The organism is Pseudomonas sp. MF7453 (assembly GCF_016405455.1).
GTDB classification, from domain to species: domain Bacteria; phylum Pseudomonadota; class Gammaproteobacteria; order Pseudomonadales; family Pseudomonadaceae; genus Aquipseudomonas; species Aquipseudomonas paralactis.
Genome location: NZ_JAEKCN010000019.1, coordinates 1 through 18799, shown reverse-complemented (window position 1 = coordinate 18799; position 18799 = coordinate 1). Strand labels below are relative to the sequence as shown.

The following is an 18799-nucleotide window of genomic DNA, read 5'->3' as shown; positions in this document are numbered from 1 at the left end:
CGAATCAGGAGAGAAAAGATCATGCTCAACCGTCGATATCCCGTACTGATCTCTGGGAAACGTTACTCGCCGGAGTTCCAGACCGATCAGCAGTACGCAAAAAACTGGAAAATCGTTTTGGAGAAGGCCTACGGCACTCATGCAATTTGCCAGTGCCCAAGCAGCGGTTCCCGAAAACTCTCGATCAAGCGACGTGAAGAAAGCGATGGTTTTCATCTGGCGCGGTTCGCCGGTACAGGTCATGAGCACTCAAACGATTGTCGGTACTACGCGCCGGCCCCGGAGCGTTCCGGTATGCAAGGGTATGCCGTTGGCGTAGTCGAGGAGGGCGAAGATGGCAGCATTCGCGTGCGCCTGGCTCGAGGCATTCGAGTCCAGGCCCCTCGATCCGAGGAAAGCGAAAGCACCTCGGTGACAAGATCGCCTGGAAAGAGCAAGCCGGCTATGACGTTGCTTGGGCTTCTGCACCTGCTTTGGTCTGAGTCCCGACTCTCTACCTGGTATCCAGCAATGGAGGGCAAGCGCAATAGCGGCATTGTGAACTACGCGCTTCTACAGGCTGCGGAACGTGTCGCCGCAAGCCGAATGAAGTTGAGCGAAGTGCTGCTGCTGGCTGCTCAAAAGGACAGCAAGGGAGCGGTTCGCAATCAGGCGATCGCCAAGTCTGCAATCACGCGGGATCTGCGACTCGTCGCGATATCGCCGCTGGCACGCTACAACCCTGAGCGCCATTCTGGAGACATCAGCAGATTGCCTCTGGCCGGGCCCTTCGGGATGCCCATGCTGAATTTGCCCCCGGCAGTCTGGGTAACCGCCGCCCGCAGATTCGAGAGAGAACTTTCCGCCTGGAAGCGCGGAAGTCGAGTTATCGCCATCGCTCAGGTTACGCCGAGGAAGGGCGAGTCGTTTTCGCAAGCAGATGTCGTTGAGCTGGCCCTGATGCAGGTCAGTGAGCGTTGGATTCCTGTCGACTCAGATTACGAAGGGGTGATTGAGGCCATGCTCCACGCCGCTGGCCGCAGCTTCGATAAACCTCTTCGCTACGACGCTGATGAAAGTGAGGTTTTCCCTGACTTCTGGCTTTTGGACACGGGTAAGGACTGCCCCCTGGAAGTGTTCGGCATGAGCACACCTGCCTACCTGGAACGGAAGGCCGTCAAAACGGCTTGGTACAATCGGGAGTACGGCGGGGCAGGGTGGTGGTCGTGGAATGCCGCGGCTGACCCGAAAGGAAAAAATATCCCTCCTTTCCCTGCCAAGTCCTGATCACAACGCATCGCTGAACAGGGATGTACTTGGGTTTCCGAGGCCTCGTGAGATGCTGAGGCCATCGCCAAATTGAACGAGGAAATCAGCCATGAGCAACGTTGAGAAGAAGGAACGCATACCATCCTGCATCGGGCAGAAGCCGCTAGAGGGGAGCTACTATGCCTCCGAGTGCACTCTCTGCGGGTGGGTCGGTAGTTCGGAAGCACTTACCGACGATTGCCAATGTACTCAGGAGGTGGGCGACCGCTACTGCCTGGGCGATACCGATGAAATTGGCACCGATCGCTTGCTCGAAATCGTCCAGGCCATGGCCCGGCGCCATGTTGAGTCGCAACAGGCTCACCAACGGCTCATTGAGCACACCAACGAAACCGAGAAGTACCTGGACGACGCGGCCGAGCTGCTGGGCGAAATCGTCCAGAGCGGCCAAGCCTACCGCGAGTGCACCGACAAGGGCAGTGCGACGGGCCTGCGGGTTGCTGCCGTGCTCGGCTACGTCGCTCAGTTTCAGCCTGAGGCGCATCAGCCGTGACAGCTGAGGGAAAGGGCATGTCCTGGGCAGATCGAGCAGCACCGATTGTTGGGGAGGTAATTCGCCGCATAGGGCGAAGCGACAAGCAGGCCCTCCGAAAGGCACTTGCCGAGGCGTACCCTTGGGGAGCACGCAAGAATACTCCCTACAAAGCGTGGCTCGCCGAGGTGCGCCGGCAGCTAGGCCACCCGCTGAACAAGCCGAAAACAGATCCAGCGAACCAACAAGCAGACATGTTTGGCCAGAGCAGCCAGTAGGCTGACCCACCAAAGGCGCTCCTCGAGCATCATCCTGGATGGGTTGAAAGTGACCGCCCCATCTCTACCGGCAGGCGACCGCCAGCCGGGCCACCCAAACGGTAAGCTTGCATCCTCCGGCGTTTCCCGCATACTAACCGGGAAACGCCGGATAGGAGAACCATCATGCTTGCTGAAGTCCTACGCGACCACGGGTATTCAGCTTACCGTGCGCGCTTACAAATACTGCTGGAGATCCCAGAGTCTGCCAGCGACTTCGAGATTCACACCAGAATCAGCCATGGCTTTTCCGCAGCGCGGTTGATGAGGCTCACTGAAGAGGGGGTGGTTACCCCGCTGGAGCGAGACCAGATTATCCCGCTGCGCACCCTGAAAAACCGGATCGAACGCGATCAGCCCCTCACTGTCGAGGAAAGCGACCGGCTCTTCCGATCGGCGCACATCACCGCGATGGCTGAGGCTATCTTTGGGGACGCCGACAAGGCCAAGCGATGGCTCTCCAAGCCTAAGGAACGATTCTCTGGGTTGACGCCCATGCAACTGCTCACAACTCAGCAAGGCACAAGCCAGGTTGAAGAGATGCTGCTGCAAATCGCCGAAGGCTTCGCTCTGTGATTCTGTGGCGGATCAGCTCATATGCTGACTTGAGCGGGACAGGCGGCTTGCGCGTGAGCGGCCGTTGGCACCAGGCCGGCAGACCGGTCGTCTACACCGCGACCAGCCCGCCGGGAGCAATGCTCGAGGTGCTTGTTCATCTGGAAATTGATCCAGAGGATTTTCCGGCGACGATGCAGCTTCTCCGTATCGAAGTGCCTGACTCTGTATCGCAAGCCCAGATGCCCATTCTGCCGGCTGGTTGGTCGGCAGAGACCGAGCTCACCAGAGGCATTGGTAACCAGTTCCTTGATGAGTGCAACGCACTGCTACTGCCAGTGCCCAGCGCTATCATACCGAGCACGGTCAACTACCTGTTCAACCCTCGGCATCCAGAAGCACAGAGCGCGACTATTCAGGTTGAACTTTTCACACCTGATTCGAGGTTGTTCTAGCAAGCGCCCCTAAACAGCAAAAAGCCCAGCAGAAGTGCTGGGCTTTTTGCTGTCTTGCCGCTATGAGAAAGTCACCCTCTTGACGATGCAACCCTTGATTTCGAGGCCCGCGGCTTGCCTCGTCCGGGGTATGCAAGCTTCTTCCCTTCCAGGAAGAGCTGGCCCAGGACACACCCACAGTCCGCTGCCGCAAAACCAAAACTCATCTGCCCGCAAAACTCGCAGGTCGCAGTCAGTTGCTTGCGGGGGCTCAAGCGGCGGGGGATTACTGCATTTGACTATGGATTGGCCGGGAAAGGACCATTGCTGAACGTCTGCGCTCATCTTCCTCACGAGCAGATTCACGGTCAGGGTAGATATCCAAATGGACAAGCCGCGCAATGATTGCTCCTTCGGTTCTCTCCAGTTCAGCAGCAATTGAGTCGGCTGACATCAAGTACGTTTGCCAAAGACGCAACATCTCAGCCTCCTCGTCCACGCTCCATTTTTTTCCAGCAGCCACCGGCGGGGATGGGCTATCGCTGTCGTTAGCGTCGAGGTGCGAGGCGCATAATCGATCCCACCGAGCAAGGCGCTGAAGTATCAAATCCGCACTATCTACCTGTAGTAGGACCAGCTCACCGAGGTATGGAGACCCATCGGTAACAAGAGCTTCCAGGGACTTCCGTAACGCTTTCGCCGAACTGAGTGCGGTTTTAAGAAGAGCTTTATCGTGTTCGCTAGACATGTCAGTAAGTCTCTAGTTGTGTTTGATTTCTCGTAGAGAGATATGCCCGGCCTGGGCTCGCTCCTAAGCCATTTTACCGTTCGTGATTGCGTCGAAGCTTCGTATTCGGGCGGAAAATACGCCTGAAATCGCGCCGGTTTCCTTACTCGCTGTTGCATGCTTGGAATTCCCTACTTATCGGGTAACCCGATTCCCAACAAGCCAAAGGAGAGAGGTATGCGAGTCATGAACGAGGCCACAAGGTACGAGGCGCAACTGTTTTACAGCATCATGGGGGACCTGCTTTCCACGATGGAACGGGACGATACTGAGATGCGCTCGATGTTGATTGAGAAGCGTAGAGAGTTTCAGGTCTTGGCTCAAATGTGCCGGGACACAGGTTATTTCCAGCGGAGCAAGATCCAGTTCAACGAACTCAAGCAGCACCTGGAGGAATCAACACCTCCCGAAGATCGGCTGGCGAAATCGTGTTTTTGGCTTATGGATCTGATTGTCAATTGGCCTGCCTCTCTGCACATGCAGGGAGCAGTTCGCTTGTACGTGGTACTGGTTGCGCTTTACCTCAAGTGAGGGATGGGTAGTGCGTGTCACGTTGGTGCCCTTGGGTTATTCCAGAACTATGGCACGCTGAAATCATGAACCATACGAAGACCCTCCAAGTTCGCGTTCGAGACAAGCACGCCCCGCTGCTGCGGCAGATGGCGCGGTCGGTCAACCTCGTCTGGAACTACCTGAACGAACTCAGCCATCGCTCAATCTGTGAGCGTGGGGTGTTTCTATCCGCCTTTGATCTGCATCCGTATACCAAGGGCGCAGGTAAGGAACTTGGCCTGCACAGCCAGACGCTGCAATACGTCGCGGCTGAGTACGTCACCCGGCGAAAACAATCTCGTAAGGCGCGGCTGAACTGGCGCAAGTCTGGCGGTGTGCGGCGGTCGCTGGGGTGGGTGCCGTTCAACACGGGGGCTGCCAGTTGGAAGAACGGCCAGGTCTACCACAACGGTCACTATTTCAAGGTCTGGGACAGCTACGGGCTGGCCCAGTACCGCCTCCGCTCCGGCAGCTTCAGCGAAGACGCTCGTGGCCGCTGGTATTTCAATGTCGTCGTCGAGCTGGAAACCCAGCTATCGACGGGGCAAGGGGCCGTTGGCATCGATCTGGGCCTGAAGGATGTGGCCACCTGTAGCGACGGGCAGCGGCTGGAGAATGGCCGTTTCTACCACGACCTTGAGCCCAAGCTGGTGAGCGCCCAGCGTGCCGGCAAGAAGGCTCGCGTGCGGGCGATCCACGCCAAGATCGCCAATCGGCGCAAGGATGCCTTGCACAAATTCAGCCGCTCGCTGGTCGAGCGCTGCAACACGATCATCGTGGGCGATGTCAGCCCGCAGAAACTCGTCAGAACCAAGATGGCCAAGTCGGTGCTCGATGCCGGCTGGGGTCAACTGAAAACGATGCTGGCCTACAAATGCGCGCACGCAGGCATCGTCTTCAAGGTTGTGAACGAGGCGTACACCACCCAAACCTGTAGCTGTTGCGGTGCATTGCCCGACAGCAGGCCGAGAGGTATCGCAGGGCTTGGAATAAGGGAATGGATCTGTGAGTGCGGTGTCACTCACGACCGCGACGAGAACGCGGCCAGGAACATTCTCGCGCTCGGACATGAGCGTCCTGTAGAGGGAATCCCCGGCGCTTAGGCCGGGGAGGATGTCAATTCGAGATCGCGATACAACGACTTCGAGCTGCGCTTTCAGTCGGTAAAAGCGTCTGAAATAACAACCCGCCAAGGAATACGGCAGGTACGATCTCCAACAAATCCAAGGAGAAATTTTCCGCCATGACTCATTCAGTGGTCAGCATCGACCACCTCAAACAGCAGGTACTCCCTGAGTTGTTTACTTTCCCGGCTCGCCTCGGCGAGTACGGGGGCGTAGCGGATAGCTCTGCCAAAATCGATCAACTATCCGATCTCATGGAGAGCGGGTCGGCGGCGGCGCTTGCGGCCAAAATCGCAGAAATCCTCTCGAAAATGGCCGACGCCTCGCCGGAGCAGATTACCCGGAAGCCGACCTGGTTCGAGAAGGTTCTGGGTGGAGCCGTGGAAAAGCAGGTTCGCTATCAAGTCGCCAGGTCAACACTGGAACAACTGCTGGCCGAAGCTGAAGGTCATGCCCAAGGTGTACGCGATACGGTCAGCGCCATCAGCAGAATGATCATTGCCCACGCCGAAGAGGCAGAAGCACTGAAAGTGTTCATCCAGGCCGGGCGTGAATTCCTCGAAGAGAACCCTCTCATCGGGACGGTAGCGGAGGGGGAGATCGAGTTTGATCGGCCGCGAGAACAGCATCGCCAGAGTGCCTTGGCCGAGGCAAACGACTGGAAGCGCAACAGCTTCTGGGCACTTCTCCTGGCTGGGTTGTTTGGGGTCATTGCCACGGGCCATGAATCGATCGCGCAAATTATCTTTCGCAGAGTTCGTCGCATTGGCGAGCTTCTTACACCGCTGCGGTAGCTACTGCGAGCAGCGCTCAAACCCAAGCCTTGCTTGGGTTTTTTTTCCCCTGAATAGCCTGGAACCACCCTTGTTTTAAGGAAAAGACCGTGAAATCGATCCCCATGATGTTTTTGGCCATGCTGATGGCCACGTCTAACTGCGCTCTGGCCTCAGCACCTACGACCTTCGAGCAGGCCAAGGTTGAGCTACGCCAGAAAGTCTACTACGACCGCAACACCAGCGAAGCCGGCGATCTTTACTGTGGGTGCAATTGGAAGTGGGTAGGGCGATCAGGAGGCCGTGTGGACTTCGCCTCGTGCGGGTACGAAGTCCGCGCTCAGGAGAATCGCGCGCAGCGCATCGAATGGGAGCATGTCTTGCCCGCATACGCCTTCGGCAGCCAGCGGCAGTGTTGGCAGAACGGGGGGCGCAAAAACTGCATCGATACCGATCCGGTATTTCGCAAAATGGAAGCCGACATGCACAACCTCGATGTGAGTGTCGGCGAGGTGAATGCTGATCGCAGCAACTTTCGCTATGGCGTTTTACCCTCAACACCCAAGCAATACGGCGCTTGCCCGACCAGAACAGATTTCCAGCAGCGGGTGACAGAGCCTCGCGACCAAGTAAAGGGAGCGGTTGCTCGCATCTATTTCTACATGGGGAGCCCGCAGAATTCGGAAAAAATCGTACGCTAAGGTTTTCCGGGCATCCGTAGGGGCCGAAACTTCCCGTCTTCCAGTCTGCGGCTCTGCCGCCAGACGTAATCGCCGGTTAGGTTGATGTGCTCCCAGCCCAGCGGCGACAGGAATTGCAGCAGCTCGCCGTCCACCGGCTTGCCGGCCTCGACCAACCCCTGGGTGGCGCGTTCCAGGTACACCGTGTTCCACAGCACGATAGCCGCCGTCACCAGGTTGAGGCCGCTGGCCCGGTAGCGCTGCTGCTCGAAGCTCCGATCCCTGATTTCCCCAAGGCGGTTGAAGAACACCGCCCTGGCCAGCGAGTTGCGCGCCTCACCTTTGTTCAGGCCGGCATGCACGCGGCGGCGCAGTTCAACACTTTGCAGCCAGTCCAGGATGAACAGCGTGCGTTCGATCCGGCCCAGTTCGCGCAGGGCGACAGCCAGGCCGTTCTGACGCGGATAGCTGCCGAGCTTGCGCAGCATCAGCGAGGCGGTAACGGTGCCCTGCTTGATCGAGCTGGCCAGGCGCAGGATGTCGTCCCAATGAGCGCGCACGTGCTTGATGTTCAGGGTGCCACCGATCAGCGGGCGCAGCGTCGGGTAGGCCTGCACGCCCTGCGGCACGTACAGTTTGGTTTCGCCGAGGTCGCGGATGCGTGGCGCGAAGCGGAAGCCCAGCAGGTGCATCAGGGCGAAGACGTGATCGGTGAAACCGGCCGTGTCGGTGTAGTGCTCCTCGATCCGCAGGTCGGACTCGTGATACAGCAGGCCGTCGAGCACATAGGTGGAATCTCGGACGCCGACATTCACCACGCGTGTGCTGAACGGCGCGTATTGGTCGGAGATGTGGGTGTAGAACAGCCGTCCTGGCTCGCTGCCGTACTTCGGGTTGACGTGCCCGGTGCTCTCACCCCGGCCGCCAGCGCGGAAGCGCTGGCCATCGGAGGATGAGGTGGTGCCGTCGCCCCAATGGGCAGCGAAGGCATGGCGGTACTGGTGATTGACCAGCTCGGCCAAGGCCGCCGAATAGGTTTCATCGCGGATATGCCAGGCTTGTAGCCAGGACAGCTTGGCGTAGGTCAGGCCGGGGCTCGACTCGGCCATCTTGGTCAGTCCGAGGTTGATTGCATCACCGAGGATCGCGGACAGCAGCAACGTCCGGTCTTTGGCCTCGGCCCCGTCCTTCAAGTGGGTGAAGTGGCGGCTGAAGCCCGTCCAATCGTCCACGTCCATCAGCAGTTCGGTGATCTTGATGCGCGGCAGTAACTGACTGGTCTGGTCGATCAGCGCCTGCGCCCGATCCGGCACCGCCGCATCCAGCGGGGTGATTTTCAGGCCGGACTCGGTGAGGATGGCATCGGGCAGCTCGTTGTCCTTGGCCAGGCGGGCGACAGTGGCCAACTGCTCGTCCAGCAGCTGCAAGCGCTCTTCCAGGTACTGGTCGCTGTTCGGGTTGATCGCCAGCGGCAGGGCCTGTTCCCGCTTGAGCGCGGCGAACTTCTCGGCCGGCAACAGGTAGTCGTCGAAGTCGCGGAACTGCCGCGAGCCCTTGACCCAGATGTCGCCGGAGCGCAGGGCGTTCTTCAGCTCGGACAGCGCGCAGATTTCGTAGAAGCGCCGGTCGAGGCCTTCCAGGGTGATCACCAGCGGCTTCCAGCGCGGCTTGATGAAGGCAGTGGGGGCATCGGCCGGCACCTTGCGCAGGTTGTCGGCGTTCATCTCGCGCAGGGTCTGCACGGCTGCCAGCACGCCTTGCGCGGCCGGGGCGGCGCGCAGCTCCAGTACCTCCAGCAGGGCCGGCGTGTAGCGGCGCAGGGTGGCGAAGTTCTCGCCGACCAGGTGCAGGTGGTCGAAGCCCTCCGGCCGGGCCAGCAGCTCGGCCTCACTGACGCTCTCGGTGAACTCGTCCCAGGGAATCACCGCCTCGATGGCGGCGTAGGGATCGCTGCCGCTTTCCTTTGCCTCCAGCAGCGCCTGGCCGATCTTGGAGTACAGGCGCACTTTGTCATTGATCGCCTTGCCCTGCTTCTGGAACTGCTGCTGATGCTTGTGTTTCGCGACGCTGAACAGCTTGACCAGGATGCGGTCGTGCAGATCCACCAGCTCATCAATCACGGTTGCAGTGCTCTCCAGTACCACGGCGGCCAGGGTCGCATAACGTCGCTGCGGCTCGAACTTGCCAAGGTCTTTGGGCGTCATCTGCCCACCCTCGCGGGCCAGCTTGAGCAGGCGGTTCTGGTGGATGTGCCGGCCAAGGCCTTCGGGCAAGTCCACCAGCTGAAATGTCTTCAGCCGTTCGATGTGCTCAAGCATGTGGCGGGAGTTGGGTTTCAGCGGTGCCTGCCGCAGCCAGGTCAACCAGGTGATGCTGCTGCCGGCCTTGAGCTTAAGCAACTCGTCCAGCTTGGCCCGATGCGAGTCGGTGAGAGGTTCGACCAGGGCGCGGTAGACCCGCCGATTGGCCCGTGCAATGGCCTCCGAGCAAGCCCGGTCGATCACGCTCAACGCCGGCAGGATGCGTCGCTTCTGCCGCAGGCTCTCCAGCGCCTGGCCGGCCAGCAGCAAGCCCTTGTCGGTCTGCTGGGCTCGTTCGGTCAGCTCGCGCACCAGGGCGCGGAAGTCGGACAGGCCGAACGGGGCCAGTTGAAGGTAGGTGCGCAGTTCCTGGGCGTGCTCACGACGGGTCACATCGCGCTCGCCGTACTTCGTCCAACTCGCCGGATCGGTCTGGACTTGCTTGGCCACCCACAGGATGACCAGTTCGGGCAGCTCGCTGTCAGTGCCCAACGCATAGCCGGGGTAGCGCAGCAGGCAGAGTTGCACCGCAAAGCCCAGACGGTTGGCGTCGCCGCGCCGCTGGCGGATCAGTGACAGGTCGGAATCGTTGAAGGTGTAGTAGCGGATCAGGTCATCCTGGCTTTCCGGCAGCGCGAGCAGGGTGTCCCGCTCCGTGGCCGAGAGGATCAAGCGACGCGGCATGTGTCAGTCGTCCGTGCGGAGGTACTGGTAGAGAGTTTCGCGGCTGATGTTGAACTCGCGGGCGAGCTGCGCCTTGGGCTCACCTGCCGCCGCCCGCTGCCGCAGGGTAACAGTCTGCTCGTCGGACAGGGCCTTCTTGCGGCCCCGGTACGCGCCGCGCTGCTTGGCCAGGGCGATACCCTCGCGCTGCCGCTCACGGATCAGAGCGCGCTCGAACTCAGCGAAGGCCCCCATTACCGACAGCATCAGGTTGGCCATCGGCGAGTCCTCGCCGGTGAATACCAGCCCCTCCTTCAAGAACTCGATTCGCACGCCGCGCTGGGTCAGCTTCTGCACCAGGCGGCGCAGGTCGTCGAGGTTGCGGGCCAGGCGATCCATGCTGTGCACCACCACCGTGTCGCCCTCGCGGACGAAGCTCAGCAGCGCTTCGAGCTGGGGGCGCTGGGTGTCCTTGCCGGATGCCTTGTCGGTGAACACCTTGCTCACCTGGGTCTGTTCCAGTTGGCGTTCCGGGTTCTGGTCGAAGCTGCTGACCCGGACGTAGCCGATGCGGTGCCCCTGCACGATGTCTCCTTGGTTGAAGGCGGCTTAAGTGCACTTTCTGTTCCGTTGCGCCTCAAACCCCGTTTCTGTCAGGCTGAAATCTATAACCTTCGCGGGCATGTGTCAAAAAATGGGAAAGCAGACTCTATTCTGACGAAGCGGCGCGGCCCTGTTTGACATCAAGTTAGGGTATAGCTCAATATGACACATGGCTGCAAATCGCTAATTTACCAACTATAAAGAGCTATGCTCTCAAGAAGCGGTTGCGCTAGCCGATACAGGGCTAACAATAAGCTGCTTATTGATGTATCAGTAAGCATGCCGGCAGCCATTGCGCTTGATATAATACTACCCCATATGAGCAAGAGTATTTTCACGGAAAAGCTAGCAGCCCATTTCGGCCTCGCGGCCTTCCCGCTTCTCAATTGAGCATATAATTTTTCCGCAGCCAAAACCTGCTCAGGTTCAGGCTTGGTCCTTACAGACTGGTATTCAACAATCGAACCATTCTTAGCTATTGGCGTTACATAAGCACTTACCCAATAGTGGTCGCCATTTTTACAGCGATTTTTTATTAGCCCCATCCATGAGCGGCCAGATTTTAATGTACTCCACATATGCTCAAATGCAGCAGGCGGCATATCTGGGTGTCTTACGATGTTGTGAGGCTGGCCTAATAGTTCTTCCTCAGTGAAACCACTGATTTTAATGAAGTCAGGATTAATGTGCGTGATATGGCTTTGAGGGGAGGTAGTCGAAAGAATATTGGTATCTTTTGGGAGTTCTAAGTTTCGACCCGTCACTGGTAAATTCTGGCGCATAAGAGCCTCAAGGGTTGGCTGTTTTATTTTATTGTATTCGGCATTAAGCCCAATTTCTTTAGCGTTACGATAAAGCTAGCATGGAAACGATAGGTGCAAGCAAGTTAAGGGTTGCATCGCGCATGTCAATCTAGGCTATGCCCTAACTGGGCGTCAGGCCGGAACCTTGGGCAGTGTCAGAATAGGGCCGATTCCAGCATTTTCTGACGACTCGCCTGCAACCTCTAGGGCCTCAACCTGACAGGCCGCACGCTTAGCGTACGATTTTGTCCGTTTTCTCTATCGTCCCCTCCATGCCCGACGGACGGTCGCCGGCCCGCCCTGGTCGAAGGCCGCCCCACTCGGCCCGGCGAGGCCCGGCCAAGGTTGGACAGTTGCAGCGGCCAAAATCGCCCCCTGCGGCCTCCTGGGCGCGTTTCTGGTGCCAAGGTAGGCTTGCCCCCTGACTGACAGCTTCCGCGTTGTGTGGGCGATTCTGGAGGCTCTGACGCTGCTCCGGTTGCAGCGCTCCCGCCCCCTCTTTGGCGTTCAACCTGTCGTTTTCAGAAGACGGCTGCACTGAACGTCAGAAGCCGACTGCACTATAGCAGCGGAGGGGTTGGATCCATCAGGCAACGACGGGCTGCTGCCGGCCAATAGCCGACAATGACGACACTGGAAATCCCCGCCTGTGAGCGTCGGCTCAGGGCGGGACAGCGTCATCCAGCTACCTGCGCCACTGACTCAGCCTTGTCCAGCCGGCCGCGCCGCACGAACAGACTGACCAGCCGTTGACGGATCGCCACCTGGAGTTCCGCCAGTTGTTCCGGCGTGATGCGAATTTCACCCGCTCGACGAGCGCAACACCGGCGCCGCCTACGCCAAGAACCGGCGAATCGAACTCAAACTCACGAACCGCTGAGCGCCGCGTCACCGCGCTGCTGCGCCAGCCAGTCGCGCGGGGCGCAGCCCATGCGCACGCGGAAGGCGCGCGCCAGAGCGTTCGGGCTGCCGTAGCCGACGCGGTCGGCCACCACCGCCACCGGCCGCCCCTGCTTGAGCAGGGTGCAACTGACGTTCATCCGCCAGTCGGCCAGATAGTCGCCCGGCGTGACGCCCACCGCGTCCTTGAACGCGGCGGCGAAGCGCGCGCGTGACATGCCCGCCTTCGCCGCCAGCGCCTCGAGCGACCACGCGGTCTGCGGCGCATCGTGCATGGCGGTTATGGCGCGCGCGAGTTTCGGGTCGGCCAGGCCCGCCAGCAGTCCGGTGGCGCCAAGCCGCCCATCCATCAGATAACGCAGCAACTGGATCAGTAGCAACTCGCACAAGCGGTCGATGGCGGCCTGCCGACCGCACTGGTCGCGCTCGGCTTCGGCAAACAGCAACTCTAGCGTCGGCCCGAGGCCGGGCAAGTCCGCCAACGGAATCAGCAGCATCGACGGCAAGGCCATGGCCAACGGATTGCCCGTCGAAGCGCCCAGGTCGACCTCCGCACACAACCGCTCAGCGGTATCGCCGGGGGCGGCGACAAAACGATGCGACGCCACGCGCGGATAAAACAGCAGGCTCGGCTCGGTAACCAGCAGATCTTCATGCACGGGCGAACGCGCCGTAATCGGGCCGCGCCGCACCAGATGGATATAGCCATGCGGCGCCGCGTAATGATGCTGCCCACAGAAGGCGCCGCTGTGAAAAACGCGCGCCGAAAGCGAGTAGTGCCGGAGCAAGCCGGCCAGTCGATCCGCCATTCCACTCTCCATATAAGACGATAGGTTACGTATTTGATACTTTACGTGCCATATCGTACCAAACAAAGGGCGATCATGCCCACGTGCTCTTGCACCTCACCCACTACGGAGATAGACATGACCCAAATCGCCCCCCTGACCATCGACACCGCTGACGCCGCTACCGCTGCCACACTCAAGGCCGTCAAAGCCAAGCTTGGCATGGTGCCGAACCTGTTCGCCACGCTGGCCCACGCGCCGGCGGCGCTCAATGGCTACCTCGGCTTGTCCGAAACGCTGGGCACCGGCCGCCTGAATGCCTCCCAGCGCGAGATCGTTGCGCTCGCTGCCGGTCAAGCCAATCGCTGCCAGTATTGCCTGAGCGCACACACCCTGATCGGCAAAGGTGCCGGACTGTCGGCAGAGGCCATCGCCGCGGCCCGCACCGGCCAGGCGGCCAACGCACTTGACGATGCAATCGCCGGCTTTGCCCGCGCGCTGGTCGAGCAACGCGGCGTGGTGTCGGCCGACGCCATGGCCAACTACCGCCGCGCGGGGCTCGACGACGGCCTGATACTGGAAGTGATCGCCAACGTCGCGCTGAACACGCTCACCAACTACACCAACCACATCGCCGACACCACGGTGGATTTCCCCGTGGTCGCCGTCTGATCTCCATAGGCATATAAGGAGAACACGATGAAAATCGCACTCACCGGCGCTCTGCTCGCCAGCGCCCTCGTCCTGCCACTGGCCGTCACGGCCGGCGACTTTTCGCCCTATGTGGACAGCCAGGGCGGCATCAGCCGCCCCACAGACTTCCGCACAAACTTCGTCCACCTGGGCTCATATGCGGTGTTGGACGAAAAATCCGCCTCTCGCGGCTTGCACGATGTGTACACCGAAAAGGCCTCGGCCGAGCACTACCGCAAGACCGGCAAGTTCTTGGACGGCGCCACGCTGGTGAAAGAGATCCGCAAGCTCGAAACCAGCGCCATGACCACTGGCAACCCTGTGGTCTGGGGTTCCGATGCGGCCGTGTGGTTCGTGATGGTCAAGGACGCCAAAGGCCGTTTCGCCAGCAACCCCTTGTGGGGCGACGGCTGGGGCTGGGCGCTGTTCAAGGCCGACGCCCCCGCCAAGAATGTCGCCGTCAGCTACGAAGCCGACTGCATGGGCTGCCATGTGCCGGCGGCCAAGACCGACCGCGTATTCATCCAGGGCTATCCGACACTGACCCAGCACTGACTTGCTGCCGGGTTACGCTTCGCGCAGGATGGCACCTCCGTCCTGCGCGAGCCACCCTTTCCGGAAGCGCGCCATGCCGACACTCGACGCCTTTCTGACCGACGTCCGCGCCTGCACGCGCTGCGCACCGCATCTGCCACACGGCGTGCAGCCGGTCTTCCAGTTTCACCCGAGTGCGCCCATCCTCATCGCCGGCCAAGCACCGGGGGCCCGGGTCCATGCCTCAGGCGTGCCCTTCGACGACGCCAGCGGCGCGCGTCTGCGCGCCTGGCTGGGCGTGGACCGCGACACCTTCTACGACCCTACCCGCATCGCCATTCTGCCCATGGGCTTCTGTTATCCGGGCACCGGCAAAAGCGGTGACCTGCCGCTACGCCCGGAGTGCGCCCCCCGCCTGGCGCGAAGCCTTCATGCAGCGTTTCGAGCGCCTGTCGCTGGTCATCGTGCTGGGCAGCTACGCCATGGACTACCACCTCGGTACTGGCAAGACGCCGCTCACCCGGGTGGTCGAAGCCTGGCGCGAGCACTGGCCGCAAGCGTTCCCCCTGCCTCACCCTAGCCCGCGCAACAATCGCTGGCTGGTGCGCAACCCCTGGTTCCAACAAGACGTGCTGCCCGCGCTGCAAGCACGCGTCCAGGCAGTCCTCACCGCCAACCCCAAGGAAACCCCATGACCGACGACACCGCCGCCATTACCGAGCTGCTGCACAAGTACTACGACACCCTGGCCTGGGCGAACGGAGACAGGCACCGGCTTTGGAGCGATGAACGACGGCTTCAGGTGCGGTAGCTGACGCCTGGGACCTCAATCACCGTATGACCGGGTCGAAAGCGGTCCTTTCTCTGACAACATCGCCCTAGCCCGCACTCAACCCCCACAACACATCCAGCACATGTTGCGTAGGCCGCTCGACGTCCCCACCACGGTGGGCAATACCAAGTTGACGCCACAATAAGGGCTGTAATGGCCGCATGACGATCCTGGTATCGGGCAATGGCGTGGAGGCTTCATGCGGCAACAACGTCGCACCATAACCGGCCGCCACTAGGCTTTTGATCGCATCGTTGTAGTTCAGTTGAATACGCGGCGTGGGCTGCCGTCCATCACTGGCGAACCACTCCGAGGTCAAGCGCGAAAGCCGAGTAGTTTTGTCATTCAGAATTAATGGCTGGGCGGCCAGCCAACCGGGGGTCACAACATCCGGGCATTCCCAGCGAGCCGGCAAGAAGGCCATGACCGGGTCCCGCCGCCATGGCTCGATCCGCAATTCCTTCACCGGGGTCTGTGGCAGCGCGACCAGACCGATCTCCAAAGAGCCCTCGGCAAGCTTCTTCAAAGTTTCCTGCGACGTGAGCACCGCGACCTGCACATCGATAGCGGGATGGCGTTGGCCCAACGTCTCCAAAGCTTGCGGCATCAACTGTGCGATGGCCCCTGTGGAGGCACCCAGCCGCACACGCCCGGCCAAGCCCTGCACCTGACGCTCCACGTCCTCAAGCGCCTGCTCCGCATCCGCCAACAGGCGCCGCGCGCGCTCCACCAGCGTTTCTCCAATCGCCGAAGGCTGAATGCGCCCACGTGTGCGCGACAACAGCTTTCCGCCAACCCGCGACTCCAGGTCGGCAATATGCAAACTGACCGTGGGTGGCGCGAGGTGCAGCACACGGGCCGCCTCGGCAAACGAACCCAGGTCGGCAATGGCCACCAACGTGCGCAGACGGTCCAGGCTGATTTCGCGCATGAGTCACTCCTTGTTCAGAAAAGCTGAATTTCATCGTTTAGAAATTCAACTTTTCCTATCTTAGCCCCTCACTGAAGATTGGAACTCCTGATTTCCTATGTCCGAGAGCATTCCATGGCAAGTCCTCTTATATTCATCGACGGCGACCAAGGCACCACCGGGTTGCAAATCCATCAACGTCTACGCGACCGGACCGATCTGCGGCTTATCACGCTCAGCCCCGAACATCGCAAGGATCCGCAACGTCGCGCCGAAATCATCAACGCCTGCGACATCGCGATTCTCTGCTTGCCCGACCAAGCCGCACGCGACGCTGTAGCGAGCATCGAAAACCCCGCCGTTCGGGTGATCGATGCGAGTTCGGCGCACCGCACCCATCCAGACTGGACCTATGGTTTCGCGGAGATGAACTCGCAGCAGGCCCAACGCATCGCCACGGCACGGCGGGTCAGCAATCCCGGTTGCTATCCCACGGGGGCGATAGGGCTGCTGCGCCCATTGCTGGAGGCCGGGTTGCTGCCCAGGGACTATCCGACGAACATTCATGCTGTGTCGGGCTATTCCGGAAAAGGGCGCGTTGGCGTGCAAGAGCATGAGGGAGAGGGCGCATCACAGGCGCCCGCGTTTCAGGTTTATGGTCTGGGGCTGGCACACAAACATATTCCGGAGATTCAGCAGCAAAGCGGTCTGATGGAGCGGCCGATGTTTGTGCCGGCTTATGGGGCTTTTCGGCAGGGGATCGTGCTGACCATACCGTTGCAACTTCGCTTGTTGGCGCCGGGCGTGGATGCGGTGCGGTTGCATGCGTGTCTTATGCAGCACTACGTCGATGCGGACCATGTACAGGTGATGTCGATGCAGGAGGCCAAAGGGTTGACGTGCCTTGATCCTCAGGCGCTTAACGGGACTGATAGTTTGCGATTGGTGGTGTGTGAAAATGATGAGACGGGGCAGGTTTTGTTGGCTGCGGTGTTTGACAATCTTGGGAAGGGAGCCGCTGGAGCGGCGGTGCAGAATCTGGATTTGATGGTTGCAGGAACATGACTCCGACTACCCACTGGCTCTAGAGTCTATGGCTCGAATTTTCGAGCGGTTGTTTCCTCTCTGTTTATGGCCTGGCATCGACGGCATTAAACGAGTCGAAAACAGAATCTACGCGTGTCAGCAGTTTGCAATCCAGTCAGGCTTTGAAGTTAAACGGTCGTCCACGACAGGCAGCAATCGGCCAACAGCGGCCGTTTTAGAGTAGGGAAAATAAATCCCCTTTTCTGCTGTCTACGCTTCGCAGCGCCGGTTACCCGGTCACCACGCAAGACTCGCTTCCGGTCGGTGGCTAACCTTTACCGGGCGGGGGTCATACCCGCTGGGTTTCTTACGCCATTTCGTGACGGCTTGCGCCGTCATTCCCAGGCGACCAAGCTTTGCCTGGCGCACATAAATCAGTCCCCTTTTTCTCTTTGCGCAGCAATGGCGTCGATCCTTCGCGCCTGCAAACCTTTGGTGCAGGCTCCAGCTCGCCCATTGCCCCCAACGACACCGCCGAGGGTCGCGCCCAAAATCGCCGCGTTGAAATCAAACTGGTGCCCCGTAGCGGCGCTGTAGCTCAAGGGTAATGGTGCCTTGGTGCTCTTTTCGTCGGATGCCCAGCTATCTTTTAATGGGTTACGGGCGATTTGCAGTGGGCTCCAAAACCTGGCCTCAGGAGGTGCAAGCTCCCGTGGCACCGGCTTTGGACTGGGCAGACCAATACGCCGGCCCATAAGCCCATAAGGATCCCGGCCTCGGCCGGGTTCTTTATGCCCGCTTCGCGGGCTTGAGCCCAGAAGGGAGCGGCGTGCGCCGGATTCGCATCTGCCAGCCAGTACGCAGCCCGTTTGGAACTCAGTTGATCCGTCTTTTTCAACGGTTTAACAGCCAAATCAATACGTTCACAAGTACACTCGCCACCCTAGGGATGGTGAAGCATCCACGAGCGGTACTAGAATTTTCAGCTTTTCGGTGCCGCCGCACGAATTCAAGGGGCAAGCATGGATTACGAACAACTGCCGAGGGCCGCCTTGGTCCGTATGCTGCAGGAGCATGATGCGGCGCTTGCCGATGCTGGCAAGAATGGCATCGTTATGAGTTACACCGGGCGGGCTGCTCCCTGGCAGATCATCCGCCAGGTCAAGCCGAAGCTGCATCGTATTATCAAGAAAGTATCCTTTGGAGAGGAAACCGCCCAGTCAGAGAATGAGATCTGGGACGGTGAAAACCTTTCTGCGATGGTCACGCTCTATAAATATCGTGGTCAAGTTGATCTTGTAGTAACAGACCCGCCGTACAACACCGGCGAGGACTTCCGCTATAACGACAAGTGGGACAAGGATCCAAACGATCCAGATCTCGGCGATGTAGTTCCTAAAGATGATGGGTCCAAGCACAGCAAATGGTTGCGCTTCATGACACCCAGAATCTGGATGATGCGTGAGATGCTAACCCCAGGCGGGGTTATGGCTATCTGTATTGATCATAGGGAACTATTTAGACTTGGCATGCTCATGGACGAAATCTTCGGCGAAGAGAATCGCATTGGCATAATCAATTGGCAGAAAAGCTATTCACCTCGCAGTGATAATAAGGGGGCGGCGGCGAAAACTGAGTGCAACACCTGACCTTTCCGGTACGGTGCTGTCCCTATGTCTTATTCCGAACTCAGCGTTGAAGAGCGCGCCACCATTCAAATCGGTCATGCCCAAGGTTTCAGCCTG

The 18799-nt window shown here is 59.8% G+C and carries 18 protein-coding genes and 4 pseudogenes; 16 read left to right on the top strand and 6 right to left on the bottom strand.

Annotation, left to right across the window (positions count from 1 at the left end; all coding sequences use genetic code 11):
* The first annotated feature begins 21 nt into the window (after positions 1-21).
* The 4 genes from JFT63_RS24555 (at position 22) to JFT63_RS24540 (ending at position 3107) form a co-directional block, all read left to right on the top strand.
* Complete coding sequence (locus JFT63_RS24555; protein WP_011600750.1) at positions 22-1266, top strand: DUF1173 family protein; 1245 nt, start codon at positions 22-24, stop codon at positions 1264-1266.
* A 238-nt stretch (positions 1267-1504) separates the two neighbouring features.
* Positions 1505-1801, top strand: coding sequence for a hypothetical protein (locus JFT63_RS24550; RefSeq protein WP_233102398.1), 297 nt, complete (start codon positions 1505-1507; stop codon positions 1799-1801).
* A 422-nt stretch (positions 1802-2223) separates the two neighbouring features.
* Positions 2224-2673 (top strand): antitoxin Xre/MbcA/ParS toxin-binding domain-containing protein, encoded by a 450-nt coding sequence (locus JFT63_RS24545; protein ID WP_011078033.1) that lies wholly within the window; start codon positions 2224-2226, stop codon positions 2671-2673.
* On the top strand, positions 2670-3107 hold the full coding sequence (locus tag JFT63_RS24540) for an RES family NAD+ phosphorylase (protein ID WP_169866590.1): 438 nt from the start codon (positions 2670-2672) through the stop codon (positions 3105-3107). The genes JFT63_RS24545 and JFT63_RS24540 overlap by 4 nt, the downstream gene beginning before the upstream one ends.
* Before the next feature lie 265 nt (positions 3108-3372).
* Here JFT63_RS24540 and JFT63_RS24535 read toward each other — a convergent pair whose 3' ends face one another.
* A complete protein-coding gene (locus tag JFT63_RS24535) occupies positions 3373-3834 on the bottom strand; it encodes a hypothetical protein (RefSeq protein WP_028619970.1) in 462 nt (153 codons plus the stop codon).
* A gap of 216 nt (positions 3835-4050) precedes the next feature.
* Here JFT63_RS24535 and JFT63_RS24530 point away from each other — a divergent pair, with 216 nt between their 5' ends.
* The 4 genes and pseudogenes from JFT63_RS24530 to JFT63_RS24515 all read left to right on the top strand — a co-directional run.
* A complete protein-coding gene (locus JFT63_RS24530) occupies positions 4051-4404 on the top strand; it encodes a hypothetical protein (protein WP_028619971.1) in 354 nt (117 codons plus the stop codon).
* Between the two features lie 65 nt (positions 4405-4469).
* Positions 4470-5528 carry an RNA-guided endonuclease InsQ/TnpB family protein gene (locus JFT63_RS24525; protein WP_028619972.1) on the top strand — a complete coding sequence of 353 codons (1059 nt, stop codon included), beginning with the start codon at positions 4470-4472 and terminating at the stop codon, positions 5526-5528.
* 140 nt (positions 5529-5668) lie between these two features.
* On the top strand, positions 5669-6343 hold the full coding sequence (locus JFT63_RS24520) for a protein KlaA (protein WP_198844937.1): 675 nt from the start codon (positions 5669-5671) through the stop codon (positions 6341-6343).
* 104 nt (positions 6344-6447) lie between these two features.
* Positions 6448-6987: pseudogene (locus JFT63_RS24515) on the top strand (endonuclease); the annotation flags it as partial.
* Positions 6988-7019: 32 nt separating this feature from the next.
* Here JFT63_RS24515 and JFT63_RS24510 read toward each other — a convergent pair.
* From JFT63_RS24510 to JFT63_RS24495, 4 genes and pseudogenes are all read right to left on the bottom strand, one after another.
* Positions 7020-9986: a Tn3-like element TnAs1 family transposase gene (locus JFT63_RS24510; RefSeq protein WP_198844936.1), complete on the bottom strand. Its 2967-nt coding sequence runs from the start codon at positions 9984-9986 to the stop codon at positions 7020-7022.
* A gap of 3 nt (positions 9987-9989) precedes the next feature.
* On the bottom strand, positions 9990-10550 hold the full coding sequence (locus JFT63_RS24505) for a recombinase family protein (RefSeq protein ID WP_033958617.1): 561 nt from the start codon (positions 10548-10550) through the stop codon (positions 9990-9992).
* A gap of 383 nt (positions 10551-10933) precedes the next feature.
* Positions 10934-11350 (bottom strand): annotated as a pseudogene (locus JFT63_RS24500) (PAS domain-containing protein); the annotation flags it as partial.
* 887 nt (positions 11351-12237) lie between these two features.
* Complete coding sequence (locus JFT63_RS24495) at positions 12238-13080, bottom strand: helix-turn-helix transcriptional regulator (protein WP_003464996.1); 843 nt, start codon at positions 13078-13080, stop codon at positions 12238-12240.
* 117 nt (positions 13081-13197) lie between these two features.
* Between JFT63_RS24495 and JFT63_RS24490 the strand changes: the two genes are divergently transcribed.
* From JFT63_RS24490 to JFT63_RS24480, 4 genes and pseudogenes are all read left to right on the top strand, one after another.
* Entirely contained in the window at positions 13198-13731 is a 534-nt protein-coding gene (locus JFT63_RS24490) for a carboxymuconolactone decarboxylase family protein (protein ID WP_020309197.1), read from the top strand.
* Between the two features lie 27 nt (positions 13732-13758).
* Positions 13759-14307, top strand: coding sequence for a cytochrome P460 family protein (locus tag JFT63_RS24485; protein ID WP_003465000.1), 549 nt, complete (start codon positions 13759-13761; stop codon positions 14305-14307).
* A 28-nt stretch (positions 14308-14335) separates the two neighbouring features.
* Positions 14336-14656: pseudogene (locus tag JFT63_RS30155) on the top strand (uracil-DNA glycosylase family protein); the annotation flags it as partial.
* A 61-nt stretch (positions 14657-14717) separates the two neighbouring features.
* On the top strand, positions 14718-14981 hold the full coding sequence (locus JFT63_RS24480) for a uracil-DNA glycosylase family protein (RefSeq protein ID WP_003830781.1): 264 nt from the start codon (positions 14718-14720) through the stop codon (positions 14979-14981).
* Between the two features lie 183 nt (positions 14982-15164).
* Here JFT63_RS24480 and JFT63_RS24475 read toward each other — a convergent pair whose 3' ends face one another.
* Positions 15165-16049, bottom strand: a complete 885-nt coding sequence (locus JFT63_RS24475) for a LysR family transcriptional regulator (protein WP_003465017.1) — start codon at positions 16047-16049, stop codon at positions 15165-15167.
* Between the two features lie 114 nt (positions 16050-16163).
* Between JFT63_RS24475 and argC the strand changes: the two genes are divergently transcribed.
* The 4 genes and pseudogenes from argC to JFT63_RS29915 form a co-directional block, all read left to right on the top strand.
* Positions 16164-17093, top strand: a complete 930-nt coding sequence (gene argC, locus JFT63_RS24470; protein WP_003465021.1) for an N-acetyl-gamma-glutamyl-phosphate reductase — start codon at positions 16164-16166, stop codon at positions 17091-17093.
* Between the two features lie 413 nt (positions 17094-17506).
* A pseudogene (locus tag JFT63_RS29760) lies at positions 17507-17662 on the top strand (OmpA family protein); the annotation flags it as partial.
* 414 nt (positions 17663-18076) lie between these two features.
* The gene (locus tag JFT63_RS24465) at positions 18077-18703 is read left to right on the top strand and encodes a DNA methyltransferase (protein ID WP_003465024.1); all 627 of its coding nucleotides are present in this window, start codon (positions 18077-18079) and stop codon (positions 18701-18703) included.
* Between the two features lie 24 nt (positions 18704-18727).
* Positions 18728-18799: helix-turn-helix domain-containing protein (locus tag JFT63_RS29915; protein ID WP_146469857.1), on the top strand; the 72-nt coding region annotated here is incomplete at its 3' end.

Coding starts and splice junctions, on each gene's coding strand:
- JFT63_RS24555 (WP_011600750.1), top strand. CDS start 22: ATGCTCAACCGTCGATATCCCGTACTGATCTCTGGGAAACGTTACTCG.
- JFT63_RS24545 (WP_011078033.1), top strand. CDS start 2,224: ATGCTTGCTGAAGTCCTACGCGACCACGGGTATTCAGCTTACCGTGCG.
- JFT63_RS24535 (WP_028619970.1), bottom strand. CDS start 3,834: ATGTCTAGCGAACACGATAAAGCTCTTCTTAAAACCGCACTCAGTTCG.
- JFT63_RS24530 (WP_028619971.1), top strand. CDS start 4,051: ATGCGAGTCATGAACGAGGCCACAAGGTACGAGGCGCAACTGTTTTAC.
- JFT63_RS24525 (WP_028619972.1), top strand. CDS start 4,470: ATGAACCATACGAAGACCCTCCAAGTTCGCGTTCGAGACAAGCACGCC.
- JFT63_RS24520 (WP_198844937.1), top strand. CDS start 5,669: ATGACTCATTCAGTGGTCAGCATCGACCACCTCAAACAGCAGGTACTC.
- JFT63_RS24510 (WP_198844936.1), bottom strand. CDS start 9,986: ATGCCGCGTCGCTTGATCCTCTCGGCCACGGAGCGGGACACCCTGCTC.
- JFT63_RS24495 (WP_003464996.1), bottom strand. CDS start 13,080: ATGGCGGATCGACTGGCCGGCTTGCTCCGGCACTACTCGCTTTCGGCG.
- JFT63_RS24490 (WP_020309197.1), top strand. CDS start 13,198: ATGACCCAAATCGCCCCCCTGACCATCGACACCGCTGACGCCGCTACC.
- JFT63_RS24485 (WP_003465000.1), top strand. CDS start 13,759: ATGAAAATCGCACTCACCGGCGCTCTGCTCGCCAGCGCCCTCGTCCTG.
- JFT63_RS24480 (WP_003830781.1), top strand. CDS start 14,718: ATGCAGCGTTTCGAGCGCCTGTCGCTGGTCATCGTGCTGGGCAGCTAC.
- JFT63_RS24475 (WP_003465017.1), bottom strand. CDS start 16,049: ATGCGCGAAATCAGCCTGGACCGTCTGCGCACGTTGGTGGCCATTGCC.
- argC (WP_003465021.1), top strand. CDS start 16,164: ATGGCAAGTCCTCTTATATTCATCGACGGCGACCAAGGCACCACCGGG.
- JFT63_RS24465 (WP_003465024.1), top strand. CDS start 18,077: ATGGATTACGAACAACTGCCGAGGGCCGCCTTGGTCCGTATGCTGCAG.